Genomic DNA, 13,958 nt, shown 5'->3' on the forward strand with positions numbered 1-13,958 from the left:
CTTAGAGATTAAAACCAAAACCATTTAGATTATCTTTTAGAATAATATTAGGCTCATTAAATGTAATATAATCACTATACAAATCTTTAGCTACCCAGTCTAAAGGATCAAGATCAGCTACTGCAATATCTTCTGCTAATGCAAAACTCGCTGTAGCTAAAATACCTGCTGGTGACTCCATCATACACCCCACCATACATGATATACCTGCACTGTCTGCTAATTTCTTGATTTTTTGAGCTTCTAAAATACCACCTGTTTTTGCAAGTTTAATATTAATCATGTTACACGCTTGTTCATCTATAACTCGTTCTGCATCTTTGGCATCAAATACTAACTCATCTGCAACTATAAGAATATTACTAAATTTAGTAATCTCTGCCATTGCTTTTATATCGTAATATTTAACAGGTTGCTCGATTATCTCTACATTTAAACTATATTTGTTTATCTCCTCGATAAATTGCTTTGTTTGTGCTAGATTCCAACCTTGATTAGCATCAAACCTAAATTTAATGTTTTTACTAAACTCATTATCAAGAGCTTTAAGCAACTGGATATCTCTATTAAAATCAGCACCTGTTTTAACCTTAATAGCCGTAAAGTTAGCTTCCACACCATTTTGAATATTTTGTATAGTTTCTGCAACACTTCCACAACTTATAGAAACATCAGTTACTATAGAATTTGCTTTAGCTCCAAGTAATATAGCAACAGACATATTTTGCTCTTTGGCTAATAAATCATGATACGCCAAATCTATAGCCATTTTAGCAGCGGAGTTAAACATCACTTTTTTAAAAGCTAGTTCTAAAGTTTGTTTGTAATCAGATAAATCTGAGCCAAGTATCACTGGAGCAAATATCTCACGAATAATATATTGCATACCCTGCAACGTATCTCCAGTAATCGCTGTGGTTGCTGGAGATACACCATAACCTTTAACTCCATTATCTAAAGTTAGCTCAACTGCTAAGGAATCAATATGGTTTGTACTTCGTACAGCTGTTATAAATGTTCTTTTAAGAGGTATTTTGATGATAGATGTTTTTATATCAATTATCTTACTCATATTGCAAATCCTGAAAGTACCTTAGCTACAATTAATCCACCTTGGGTACCAATCAAAAACCCAAGTAAAGCCATAACAACTGCGATAGATACCAAACTTCTTGTATATGCACTTGCTAATATAGGTGCTCCTGCTATTCCACCAATATTTGCTAAAGAGGCAATAGAGCACATTGCTAAGTTTAGCCTAAATATCTTGGCAATTATTATCATAAGTATAGCATGAATAACAAGAACCATAAGTCCACAAACTATGTATATCGGTGCTTGAGAAAACCCTTTGAAACTTGAGCCTGATGCTATAAGTGCGACCAAAAAATATAAGAAGATACTTGCAATAATACTATCACTTCTAATTTTGGCTAATGGAGTCATAGCACCTACAAACCCAAATAGTGTTACTAGCAGTATTGTCCAAGTCTTAGCAGATATTAAATCTGTTACTGGTAAATAACTTGATAAAATCTTTGCTATATCAGTAGCAGTAAATGCCATTGCAATTAGTACAAATATTCCAACAAAGTTAATATCGCCTTTGACATCATAAGGATTATTGATATCTACTTTGCGTATATGTTCCTCAATACATTCGGCTTTTGTCCATTTATCAAATATATTTGCTCGAGAAATTAGCGCAAACAGAAAAGCAAACCAAATAGAATAACTAATAGAATCTGTCAATAGTATATAGCCCATCTGATTATCAGGAGTACTAAGAGCTTGCTTAACAGCTATCATATTACCAGTACCACCCATCCAACTTGCTGATAAAGCTGAGAATCCTTTCCAAGCATCTGGCGATATATACTTACCAACAGTCAAATACATTATGACAAAAGCTATCATGATACTTACTGTAGCTCCAAAAAATGCTATAAGTAATTTTCTACCTAGCTTTATAACTACTCTAATATCACAGCGAATAAGCATCAAAAATAACATCACAGGCAATATTAAATCTTGAAGCTGTAATCTTGTTTGAATAATTTCTGAAGATTTTGAATCCCAAAATCCCATAGCTGAAAGTACTACTATGACAAAATAAATAATTACAATCGCTGGAAAATATTCAAATAATTTTGATTTTGATTTACTTGATAACAAAACTATAAGACTACATATAAGTAATAAAGATGATATATAAGATAATGAAGTCGAAATCATATTTTAGAATTTAAAACAGAGATAAATAAATTATACAGATTTTTGAACTTAATCTTTAAGAAAATTCTCGATATCAGATATTAGATCTTCAGGAATTGTTTTAGGCGCATATCTAATGACAGTCTCACCATCTTTTGATACTAAAAATTTTGTAAAATTCCATTTTATACGTTCTGTACCTAGTACGCCTCTTGCCTTATCCTTGAGATATTCAAATATAGGTTCAGCATCTTTACCATTTACTTTTGTCTTTTTCATTATTGGGAAAGTAACATCATAGTTAGTTTCACAAAAGTTTTTAATCTCTTCATCACTACCGGGTTCTTGCCCTCCAAACGAGTTACAAGGGAAAGCTACTATCTCTAAATCCGGATGTATTTTATGCAAATGCTGAAGTCCCCTGTATTGTTTAGTAAACCCACACTTACTTGCAACATTAACAATCAAAAGGACTTTATCTTTCGGTAAATAATATTCCGAACCATCGTTTTTAGTTAGTTTAAAGTCGTAAATCGACATTCCATCACCTCTTATATACATTATTTAAAAACTACTTTGGTGTATTCTGATCCGGAGAGTTCAAAATACTAAAAATCTCATCCACAAGTTTAGGATTAACATTATACTCTATTGCAAAATTTGTACGCGTAGCTTCTAAGTCCTTATCTTGGAACGGATCTGAATCTGGTAAGTTTTGCTCTTTTTGTAAATCCAACATCTTACTTCTTAACTCCTGTCGCTCGGCTATACTCTTTATAATTTGCTCATCGGCGTGCATGATTTCAGACTCATATTTACTTGGCGTAGGTTTAGCTATAAAGCTACTTGGTGTCATTGCAAATGACATACCAAATATTGATATACTCACCAACATTAATAGATACTTTTTCATATATAATAAAACTCCTAATATAGTAAAGATACTATAATGGTTTACAAAAACTTTTAAAAGCCCATAATATGTAAAAAATTAATTAATTGCCTTATGTTTTTTAAAAGTAAAATTTCTACTGATTCTTCAGAGCCTGAAAGCTCTGATAACATAGAAGATCATGCAAATATTATCAAACCAAAATTGCTTAGATTATTTAACTGGTTGATATTCTGTTCGTTTATTTTAATACTAGGCTCTTACTTAAGTGCACAAATATATATTTTCTCTTTTATATTTTGCATTCTAGTAACTTTAATAATCAAGCTATATTTGTTAAACAAACTACCACCCACTAATTTTAAAATCTACATTATTATTTTTCTGATAGTTTTTGTTTTATGTGAATATAATCATTTACAAATTGTTCATACAAAAACTATAAAAATTAGTAGTATAGATTATAGACACTTACTAACTGATCCTGGAATATTTGTTGGAGCTCTTTGCAATATTATCTTTACTACAAAAATTCATGTAGCAAATCAGTTATTCTTTAGTGAAAATTTTATACAATGGTTTGCTATATATTTTGATAAAACTCCAGAGCAAACTTTAGTCTTTCTTGATGGTGTGTTTATGTATTCTTTTGGCTATGTTATTCCTATTTTCATCAATTTTATATATGCAATGTTAATTGGAGTAACTGTGATTAGAATAAAACAATTAATATTTAAAAATTAAGACCTAAGAAAGTGGCTTCCTACACTATATTTTCTATTTAATGCTTGTTCTACAGAAAGTTTAGCTAACTTGATTACTTTACGATAAGCCTCTAATTTTAAATCGTAATTTTCTAAATCATAATTATGGACAATAGATTTTTCTAATACTTCTAGCTCTTTATAGACATTTATTAACTCATTTTGCTTTCTAACTAATCCAACACTATCCCACATTAATTGGCGTATATGAGTGATTTGTTTTGTATAATCACAATGAGATTCAACTAATTTTAACTGTTGATTGTCCTCTAGATAAGTATCTTTTATATTTATTAAAATATGTTTACTAGCTGCAAGTGCATACACAATACATTCTAATAGTGAATTACTCGCAAGCCTATTTGCTCCGTGAAGACCAGTACAAGAAACCTCACCAACTGCATAAAGTCCATCGATATTAGTTTGGGAATATTTATCTACACTAATCCCTCCACAACTATAATGCGCTGCCGGAGATATTGGGATTCTATCATTCGTAGGGTCAATATTATTATCTAATAACTTCTGATATATGTACGGAAAATTTTCTTGCCATTGACTAGAGCTCAAGTGAGTAGCATTTAGGTAAATATCTCTTCCAGCTTGCATATTTATGTATATTTGTCGTGCAACAATATCTCTAGGAGCTAAGTCTTGTCTTTCATGGACTGACTTCATTATTCGTAAGCCCTTCTCAGTTTCTAGTACTGCTCCACTACCACGAATAGCCTCTGATATTAATACAGGATCTCCATTTCGAGCAAAAAAACACGTTGGATGAAATTGTGTAAATTCTAAATTCTCAAGCTCACAACCAATATCATAAGCCATTATCATAGAGTTTCCAGTGCCAGCTGTTGCATTAGTTACATATTTGTATAGCCCTGATGCACCTCCTGAAGCTAACATTACTTTCTTTGCAATAAACTTGGTCACATTATGATTTACATCATGAGTATATAAGCCTATACATTTATTATCTTTTTTAATCAATTCAATAACATTATGTTCAGAATATATAGTGATATTCTTTAATCTATCAAGATTTTCGTACAACTTAGTAATAACAGCTCGACCAGTATAATCTTTAATATGCAAAATCCTTGCTAAGGAGTGACCTCCCTCCAAATGTAAGCTATATTTACCATCTGACTTCCTATCGAACTCTACGCCATGCTCTTCTAACCACGATATTGCGGAGTTAGATTCTGTCACTACTTTTGTAATACTATCAAGATTTGCAATCTTACCACTAGCTATATATGTATCGTTTACATGTGATTGTATGGTATCTTCCTCAGAAACTATTGCTGCGATTCCACCTTGAGCATACGAGCTTGCGCTATGACTTAATTTTTGATCAAAAATCAAAGCCACATTTAATCCATGCTCAGCTAACTCAATAGTGGCTACTATACCAGCTAATCCTCCTCCAACTATAACTACATCATGTTTTCTAGTAATCATTTTTATAATTGAACCTGCATGGATAAATCTATCGCCGTAATATGTTTAGTAATTGCCCCAACAGATATAAAATCCACACCCGTTTTAGCTATTTCGACTATAGAGTTACTATCTATATTACCAGATACCTCAAGCGCTACTTTACCTTTAGCAATCTCGACTGCTTTGTTTATATCCTCGATTGAGAAATTATCTAGCATAATGATATTAGCACCAGCTTGAATCGCTTGATTTAACTCATCAAGATTAGTCACTTCAACTTCTATAGTTTTTGTAGGTTGTAAACGAGCAGCTTTTGAAACAGCCTTTGCAATGCCGCCAGCTGAGCGGATGTGATTCTCTTTGATCAAATATGCGTCAAATAAGCCTATGCGATGATTAAATCCTCCACCACATTTAACAGCATATTTTTGAGCCATACGAAAACTTGGAATAGTTTTACGCGTATCAAGAAGCTTTGTCTTATGATCAGCAATCAATTTAACTAAATTATTTGTTGCTGTAGCTGTAGCAGAAAGCATCTGAATAAAATTAAGCATTGCTCTCTCTGCTGTTAAAATACTCCGAGCATTTCCCCTAAGCTCAAAAATCTTCTCACCAGCAGATATTTTGTCTGCATCATCATAAAACCATATTATCTGGATATTTTTATCCACTTGATTTATAACTTCATTAGCAAACTCTTGGCCACATAAAATCATATCTTCACGTGTAATGCAAAATGCTGTCGTATCTACATCTTCGGCAAGCTGCGCAGTAATATCACCATCTGCAATATCTTCGACTAAAGACTCTGATACTAATTTTTTAATAACATTCTCTGGAACACTAGTAATCTGATTAGTATTTAACATTATTTCAGACATAATACTTCCTTAGAAATTTATCATTCTGTTTAGAGGAATAAGAGCTTTTTGGCGCACTGTTTCTTCTACAAATATCTCATTATCTTGATTAATCAAACAATCTTTTAGATTCTTAAGTTGATTTAGCTTCATCCATGGACATTTTGCACATGATTGACATGTTGCACCACGACCTGCTGTAGGTGCTGGAATAAATTGTTTATGCGGTGATAACTGTTTCATTTTATAAAACACACCTGTATCAGTCGCTACGATAAACTTATCATTGTCCATCTCTTTACTTGCAGCTATTAATTGAGAAGTTGATCCTACCGCATCGGCTCTTTTTATAATCTCAGCAGGTGACTCAGGATGTACCAAAACCGCAGCATCAGGATATTCAAGCATCAGATCATCAAGCGCTTGTGCCTTAAACTCTTCATGTACTATGCAACTACCATCATATAGTAGCATATTAGCCCCTGTTTGTTTTATAATCCAATCTCCTAGAAATCTATCAGGTCCCCAAAGTAATTTTTTACCTTGCTTATGCAGATGTGAGCATATTTCTAAAGCATTTGATGATGTCACAGTCCAGTCAGCTAGCGCTTTAATCTCCGCAGATGTATTAACATATACAACAACTTCCCTATCAGGATTGGCTTCTATAAACTTTTTAAACTCATCATTACTACAGCTTAAATCTAGCGAACACTCAGCTTCTAAGGTTGGCATAAGAATTTTTTTCTCAGGACTAAGGATCTTAGCAGAATCACCCATAAATCTAACACCCGCAACCACGAGAGTATCGCATTCACTTTCAAGACCAAACTTTGCCATAGCAAGCGAATCGCCAACAAAACCACCAGTTTTTTCTGCTAACTCTTGTATTTCTGCATCAACATAATAATGTGCTACCAAGCAAGCATTATGCTGCTTCAATAGTTCTTGTATTTCATGCATATATTGTTGCTTTTCAGTATCTTTTATTTTCAAACTAGGTAACTCTTGTCTAGCTTGTGATATTTTGTCTTTTATAAGTTTTTGATTTAACATCCAAATGTCTCCTTAGTTATTAGCTTTGGATATTTTCTTCGAAATATTTACATAGTTGCTCTAATGATTGACTAAAATCATCATTTACAAGCTGATAATCGTACTCACCTGCATGAGAGATTTCAGACTCTGCTTGACTCATTCGATAGTCTATAATGTCTTTAGAGTCTGTGTTTCTAATTTCTAGACGCTTTCTCAACTCATCCATAGACGGAGGTAAAATAAATATACTCTTTGCCTTGTGTCCATATATAGATCTTGTTTGCTGAGCACCTTGCCAATCAATCTCAAGTATTATATTTTTACCTTGAGCAAGCAACTTATCTATTTCAGATTTAGATGTCCCATAGTAGTTTTTGAAAACTTTGGCATATTCAATAAAGCCATTAGCATCTAGCATCTTTTCAAACTCTATAATTGAAACAAAATGATACTCTTTACCATTAGTTTCACCTATCCGAGGATCTCTAGTTGTATGTGATGTTGCAACAGCAAAATTTTCTTTGCCAATTTCAGTTTCTAAAAAAGCTTTTAATAAGGAGCTTTTGCCAGCACCAGAAGGCGCAGAAACTATAAAAATATAGTTACTCATTTATAGAAAAAAATTATTGTATAGATAGTCCGATGAATTATACAACTTTAGATCAGTAAATAGAATAATACACAAGAAATTATTTATTTGAGAATATAATAAATCAATACTCACAGCTTTACAAAATTTTCTATTTCCCTTATCTATTAAATTTTATAAATTCAACTATGAATATAGTTTATTTATATGATTCAAAACATTTAAAGCAATACACAAATCTGACTCATTAAAACAGCTAGAACTTTCTTTAGCCCATTTTGACTGCTTTTCATCTAAGAGCTCATATATATCATTAGCTTTTTTTGTTAGCTCTATATATTTAGATTGTTTGTGCCTTGGATTATCTACTTGCTTCACTAAACCTTCATTAATCATTGTCTTCACTATTCTTTGTACAGCCTGACGACTTTGTCCCATATAACTAGATATATCTACTATCGTCATAGGAGCTTTAGATAGTTTAATTGCTCCTAATATTTTCCATCTAGAAGATGTAAGTCCAAACTCTTTTGTTAAATTATCACCCTGTATATTTAGTATTCCACTAGCTTTAAATGTTTCTAGTACGAGGTTAGTAAATATTATTTCTTTTTTCATAACTCCAAATCCGACAACATGTTGACATATTAAAAAATGTAATATAACATCAAATTTATATAATACTTTAATCTAACTTACATATCATGAAAATTATAATACATAAACTTTCTGCACTTATGGCTACTTTTTGTATCACTTTGTTCTTCTCTGCTACTGTAGTTAGTGAGGTATTAGGTAATTATGAAAATATAGCAATAGTAAAAAAACTTATATTATTCCCGGGTTTGTTTATTTTAATACCCTTTATTGTAGCAACTGGCATAAGTGGGTCTATAATGACAAAATCAAAAAAAGGTATCGTAACTAAAAAAAAGAAAAGAATGATTCTTATTACATTTAATGGAATATTTATACTTATACCTTCTGCTATAGTCCTAAACTATCTAGCATCTAGAATGTTTTTCAATCAAACTTTTTATATAATACAAATAATTGAACTATTAGCAGGACTAATAAATATAATATTAATGATCCTAAACATAAAAGATGGAATTAAGATATACAGATTAAAAAATAATAAATAAAAGTAGAAAGTTTTTTACTGAGCTATAAGATTTAACTTTTTACCAGCAACCCAAACTTTTCTGAGATGACTGATAACTTTTGGAGATAAGTTAGCTGGAAGATCTACTAATGTATGATCTTTTTGAATAGAAATGTTACAAATATGCTTACTATCAATATTTCCCTCATTAGCTATTGCACCAACAATATTTCTAGGCTGAACATCATTATCGCGACCAACTTCAAGTTTATATGTCGTCAAATCAATATTTACAGCTCTACGAGGTTTTCTATCTGATCTTTCAAAACGGTTATTTCTATCACCGCGCTCACCTCTACGCTCAAATCTATCATTTCTACGACCATCTCTAGGATTATTTCTAGAATTCCTATCTCTTTGAGATCTGTCATCTCTAGCTTGAATTTCTCTTGGGAAAAACGACTTCTTACCTTGCGCTAATAAAGTAAGTACTGCTAGAAGTTCATCTGAATCTAACTCTAATTCATCGCGAATACCCGTGATAATTTCTTTGTATTTATCCAAAGACTTGTTTTTATCTAATGCTGAAGCGACTCTAGTTTTGAAGTGATCGATTCTACTTTGTGCTAAATCTTTGGCACTTGGCATAAATACTTCTTGCATTGGAGAGCCTGTAAATCTCTCTAAAGTACGCAAAAATCTCATTTCTTTTAGTGGAACTAGAGAGATAGATGTACCTTCACGACCTGCTCTACCTGTACGACCAATTCTATGTACATATGTATCTGTATCATTTGGCATATCATAATTAATCACATGACTAATACGCTCAAGGTCTATACCTCTGGCAACCACATCAGTAGCCACTAAGATATCAGATTTAGAACTTCTAAATTGATCAACAATATACTCTCTTTGAGATTGTTGCATATCACCATTTATCGCTGCGACTTTATAACCAAGAGCCTTTAGATTATCAGCTACTTCTATGGTACTTGTTTTAGTTTTAACAAATATAATAACTCCGTCAGTTTCTTCAACTTCAAGCAATCTATCTAAAGCATCTATCTTTCTAAAGCCTTTAATAACCATGAACTTCTGCGTCACAGTATTTGCTGTTTTTGTTTTTGCTTTTACTTGTATTTTACAAGGATTTCTTAGATATTCTTGGATAATATCCGCTATATCAGTAGGAATAGTCGCTGAGAAAAGCAATCTCTGACACTCATCTGATACATGACTTAGAACGTATCTAACATCATCAATAAAGCCCATTCTGAGCATTTCATCTGCTTCATCTAATACCAATGCTCTTAAATTATCTAGTTGTAATGTACCTTTCTCGATGTGATCCATCACACGACCAGTAGTACCAACTACAACTTTTACTCCTTGCTTAAGTGCTCTTATTTGAGAACCATATTCTTGACCACCGTAGATACATGTAACATCTAGGTTTGGTATATTTTTAGCAAAAGCCTCAAACTGTTCTGCTACTTGTATTGCTAGTTCTCTTGTTGGAGCAAGTACTAATACTTGAGGAGCTCTATCTCGAGATTCCATATCCATATTGTTTATTAAAGGTAATGCAAAAGCTGCTGTTTTACCTGTACCCGTTTGTGCTTGACCAAGCACATCTCTACCTGATAAGATATATGGAATAGCATACTGTTGAATAGGTGTTGGATTTTCGTATCCTAATTTTATAACAGTGTCTATAATATCTTGATTCAGCCCAAGCTGACTAAAATCTTTTTTAGTTTCAGAATTCATTTTTGTCCGTAAATTTTTATATGAGAAATTTATTTAATAATTTGAAAATTTTGAGAAATTTAAAATTATCCGCGAGATGTAACTTCTAATAAATGATAACCAAATTGAGTTTGAACAGGACCGTGAACTTTGTGAAGTTCATCGTTGAATACAACTTTATCGAACTCAGGAACCATTTGACCTTGAGAGAAAGTACCTAAATCACCACCTCTAGCTCCTGATGGGCATAGAGAATGTTTTTTAGCTGCTTCTTCAAAAGTTATTTTACCTTCAGATATATCTTTTTTGATTTGTTGACACTCAGATTCTGATTGTACTAATAAATGTCTAGCTGAAGCTTTCATAATTATAGTTCCTTATTTTTTGATTTAACTATTAGTAATTACAAAGCTTAGGATACATTATTTGGTAGAAATATACAACTTTATTAAGAAGCGACTAATGCCCCAAGTCACGAAGTTTTTTACCTGAAATAAGATTATTTTCAATTTTTTCCAAGCTAGTACCCTTAGTTTCCGGTACAAACATTTTTAAGAAAAATATAGCTGCTAAACAAAATGCTGCATAAACTAGGAATATGATAACATCACCAAATGCTACTTTTGTCATAATAACATTTGAATTTGCAATCACAAATCCTGCAAATGTCCAGTTAACAACTGTTGTAACTGTCATACCTATCTCTCTAGTTTTAATAGGGAAAATCTCAGAACAAAGGGTCCATGCAACTGGTCCCCATGAGCAAGCAAAACCAAAAATATATACCAAACAAGATATAAGCAATACATATTTGATAAAATCAGCTGGATCTTGAGTATGCTTAATGAAGTAAAAACATATAGCAGACACTATCAATGAAGACATCATTACAATAGCACCGACTGTTAACAACCTCTTTCTTCCCCATTTTTCGACCCATCTTATAGCTGGGAATGTAGATAAGAAGTTAACCAAATACACGGCAAGAGCTGCTACTAATACATTAAGTCCAACATCAGATAAAAAATGAGGTGCATAATAAATCATCATATTAATACCAACCAATTGTTGGAACATTTGAATAATTACACCAACGATTAATATTTTCCAGAAATATTTTTTAGTTAAACTCTCTACAACTGAACCATGATCTGTATTAAGAACTTTTTTGGTTTCAGCAATTTCTTTATCAATTTCATGAGCAGCCCTTAATCTTGAAAGAACCTTATGAGCTTCACTGTCTCTACCTTTTGATAATAACCATCTTGGACTTTTAGGTAAGAAAAAACACCCAACAAACATTAAAAATGCGAAGAACGTAATAACACTAAACATCATAGTTAATGAAATTTCTTGATGCCCCAACCACATCACAATAATAATATTGGTCAGAGAAATCAAAAATATACCAAAAGTTATCATTAGCTGAAATAGTGTTGAAATTGCTCCTCTAATCTTAGTCGGTGCTGTTTCAGCAAGGTATAATGGAGTAGCAAATGATGCCAAACCAACTCCAAAACCGAGTAAAAATCTACATGAAGTTAATATATTAATAGGTGGCAAAAAAGATGAAATTAAAGCACCTACTAGGAAAGCAAATCCAGCAATCATTAATGTATTTTTTCTACCAAAGAATCTAGTAAAAAAGCCACTACAAATAGTACCTAAAATACCTCCTGTTGCTAATATAGCATTGAAGCTACCAGCAGCATTTGGGTCTAAACCATAAAGCTTATTGAGAGTGTCACCAGCATTACCAATAAACCCCTGATCTAAACCGAATAGCAACCCGCCTAATGCCGCTATTGCCGCTATCAAATAAACTATTTTTCTATATTCTTGATGAGCATCCATACTTTAACCTCACTAGTTACTCAATAATTAACAAATTAATTACCAATTTTAGCTAGACGTTTGCCAGCTCTTAGATTATTTTCAATTTCCTCTAGAGATACATCTTTTGTCTCTGGTACAAAAAACTTCACAAATAAAACGCAAATTATACAAGATATAGCAAATCCAAAGAATGTACTATCTGGATGAAATGTCAGCCAAGTTAATGCAAAGTTACCAATAATAGCATTACAAATCCAGTTACTCATAGTTGAAGCTGTAACACCGAAGTCTCTACCTTCGATAGGCTGAATCTCTGAACATAAAATCCAAATTACAGGACCCATAGATATAGCAAACCCAAAAATGAATAATAAACAGAAAATTAGAGCAGTCCATTGTAGTGTTTGAGATAAAACCATTGGTTGGCCATATTCAAAGTGAGCTTTAAATATAAATCCTACTACAAGACATGATGTAATAAGTAAACTTAATCCAAAGTATAAAATAGGTTTACGTCCAAACTTATCAACATACTTAATAGCTAAGAACGTAGTCAACATATTCAGTAAACCAATTACTATTGTTGATGTTGAAGGATTAGTAAATCCTGCTAGTTTGAAAATATCTGTTGAATAATACATAAAAGCATTCATACCAGTAAACTGTTGAAATGCCTGTAAAGCAATACCTAGTAATACTACCTTTATAAAAAACTTTTTCTTAAGTAGTGAAAAGACACTAACTCCTGTATGAGTTGTTTGTCTAATTTCCTCATGCTCTTCTAGAGCTTCAGCTTCACTTGATCTTATCTTTTTAAGGACTAACGCAGCTTCTTGATTATTACCCTTTAATACTAGCCATCTTGGGCTTCTTGGTAACGTCAAACACCCAAAAAACATTATCACAGATGGAACTGCTAATACAGCTAACATTATTCTCCATGAACCAGTACTTTCTAATGCGGAATTTGTCAAGAAAACCAAAAACAAGCCAATAGTAATCATTAACTGATATAAAGCTATAAGCGCTCCCCTAAACTCTTTTGGAGCGATTTCAGATAAATATAATGGAGCTATAAATGAAGCTATACCTACTGCTATACCTAAAACAAATCTTGATGAAATAAACACTTCATAATTTGGAGCTAAAATACCTACAATTGTAAATATAGAAAATATAGCAGCTGCAATTAATAAAACTTTTCTACGTCCATAGTGCTTTGATAAAAAGCCACTACATAACGCTCCACAAGCAGCACCCAGCAACAATACACTAGATACATGACCACTCTCAGCAACACTTAAGTCAAATGTCTGGGATATAAAATGTAATGAACCATTGACATAGCCAATATCCATACCAAAAAGTAAACCAGCAAGTGCTGCTATTATAGCCACACGAATGACTACAAAATTTATTTTTTTCTCACTCTGCATACAAACTTCCTACATTAATT

Annotated in this window: 15 protein-coding genes; 2 read left to right on the plus strand and 13 right to left on the minus strand. The window is 32.3% G+C overall.

Annotation, left to right across the window (positions count from 1 at the left end; genetic code table 11):
* Position 1: 1 nt before the first annotated feature.
* The 4 genes from F0R75_RS04490 to F0R75_RS04505 all read right to left on the minus strand — a co-directional run bounded on the left by F0R75_RS04490 (position 2) and on the right by F0R75_RS04505 (position 3,127).
* Positions 2-1,072, minus strand: coding sequence for a dipeptide epimerase (locus F0R75_RS04490; RefSeq protein ID WP_149368172.1), 1,071 nt, complete (start codon positions 1,070-1,072; stop codon positions 2-4).
* A complete protein-coding gene (locus tag F0R75_RS04495; protein WP_246145977.1) occupies positions 1,069-2,175 on the minus strand; it encodes a DUF819 family protein in 1,107 nt (368 codons plus the stop codon). Before F0R75_RS04495 ends, F0R75_RS04490 begins: the two co-directional genes overlap by 4 nt.
* A 108-nt stretch (positions 2,176-2,283) precedes the next feature.
* Positions 2,284-2,754 carry a glutathione peroxidase gene (locus F0R75_RS04500; protein ID WP_146421480.1) on the minus strand — a complete coding sequence of 157 codons (471 nt, stop codon included), beginning with the start codon at positions 2,752-2,754 and terminating at the stop codon, positions 2,284-2,286.
* A gap of 31 nt (positions 2,755-2,785) precedes the next feature.
* Complete coding sequence (locus F0R75_RS04505) at positions 2,786-3,127, minus strand: chorismate mutase (protein ID WP_146421288.1); 342 nt, start codon at positions 3,125-3,127, stop codon at positions 2,786-2,788.
* A 93-nt stretch (positions 3,128-3,220) separates the two neighbouring features.
* Here F0R75_RS04505 and F0R75_RS04510 point away from each other — a divergent pair, with 93 nt between their 5' ends.
* Positions 3,221-3,850: a hypothetical protein gene (locus tag F0R75_RS04510; protein ID WP_149368170.1), complete on the plus strand. Its 630-nt coding sequence runs from the start codon at positions 3,221-3,223 to the stop codon at positions 3,848-3,850.
* On the opposite strand, the gene nadB is transcribed toward F0R75_RS04510, so the two are convergent.
* From nadB to F0R75_RS04535, 5 genes are all read right to left on the minus strand, one after another.
* Positions 3,847-5,337 carry an L-aspartate oxidase gene (gene nadB / locus F0R75_RS04515; RefSeq protein WP_149368169.1) on the minus strand — a complete coding sequence of 497 codons (1,491 nt, stop codon included), beginning with the start codon at positions 5,335-5,337 and terminating at the stop codon, positions 3,847-3,849. The two genes, F0R75_RS04510 and nadB, sit on opposite strands and share 4 nt — an antisense overlap.
* Positions 5,338-5,339: 2 nt before the next feature.
* Positions 5,340-6,203 (minus strand): carboxylating nicotinate-nucleotide diphosphorylase, encoded by an 864-nt coding sequence (gene nadC / locus F0R75_RS04520; protein ID WP_149368168.1) that lies wholly within the window; start codon positions 6,201-6,203, stop codon positions 5,340-5,342.
* A gap of 9 nt (positions 6,204-6,212) precedes the next feature.
* Positions 6,213-7,238 carry a quinolinate synthase NadA gene (nadA, locus tag F0R75_RS04525; RefSeq protein WP_149368167.1) on the minus strand — a complete coding sequence of 342 codons (1,026 nt, stop codon included), beginning with the start codon at positions 7,236-7,238 and terminating at the stop codon, positions 6,213-6,215.
* A gap of 19 nt (positions 7,239-7,257) precedes the next feature.
* Positions 7,258-7,830: a guanylate kinase gene (gmk, locus tag F0R75_RS04530; RefSeq protein WP_149368166.1), complete on the minus strand. Its 573-nt coding sequence runs from the start codon at positions 7,828-7,830 to the stop codon at positions 7,258-7,260.
* A 165-nt stretch (positions 7,831-7,995) separates the two neighbouring features.
* Positions 7,996-8,427: a MarR family winged helix-turn-helix transcriptional regulator gene (locus F0R75_RS04535; RefSeq protein ID WP_149368165.1), complete on the minus strand. Its 432-nt coding sequence runs from the start codon at positions 8,425-8,427 to the stop codon at positions 7,996-7,998.
* Between the two features lie 86 nt (positions 8,428-8,513).
* Here F0R75_RS04535 and F0R75_RS04540 point away from each other — a divergent pair, with 86 nt between their 5' ends.
* Complete coding sequence (locus tag F0R75_RS04540; RefSeq protein WP_146421281.1) at positions 8,514-8,954, plus strand: hypothetical protein; 441 nt, start codon at positions 8,514-8,516, stop codon at positions 8,952-8,954.
* A gap of 14 nt (positions 8,955-8,968) precedes the next feature.
* Here F0R75_RS04540 and F0R75_RS04545 read toward each other — a convergent pair whose 3' ends face one another.
* The 4 genes from F0R75_RS04545 to F0R75_RS04560 form a co-directional block, all read right to left on the minus strand.
* Positions 8,969-10,687 (minus strand): DEAD/DEAH box helicase, encoded by a 1,719-nt coding sequence (locus F0R75_RS04545; RefSeq protein WP_149368164.1) that lies wholly within the window; start codon positions 10,685-10,687, stop codon positions 8,969-8,971.
* A gap of 65 nt (positions 10,688-10,752) precedes the next feature.
* A complete protein-coding gene (locus F0R75_RS04550) occupies positions 10,753-11,031 on the minus strand; it encodes a peptidylprolyl isomerase (protein ID WP_013923244.1) in 279 nt (92 codons plus the stop codon).
* A gap of 94 nt (positions 11,032-11,125) precedes the next feature.
* On the minus strand, positions 11,126-12,520 hold the full coding sequence (locus F0R75_RS04555) for a sugar porter family MFS transporter (RefSeq protein ID WP_149368163.1): 1,395 nt from the start codon (positions 12,518-12,520) through the stop codon (positions 11,126-11,128).
* Between the two features lie 35 nt (positions 12,521-12,555).
* The gene (locus F0R75_RS04560) at positions 12,556-13,938 is read right to left on the minus strand and encodes a sugar porter family MFS transporter (protein WP_013923246.1); all 1,383 of its coding nucleotides are present in this window, start codon (positions 13,936-13,938) and stop codon (positions 12,556-12,558) included.
* Positions 13,939-13,958 lie beyond the last annotated feature (20 nt).

This window comes from Francisella marina (genome assembly GCF_008369785.1).
GTDB classification, from domain to species: Bacteria; Pseudomonadota; Gammaproteobacteria; order Francisellales; family Francisellaceae; genus Francisella; species Francisella salimarina.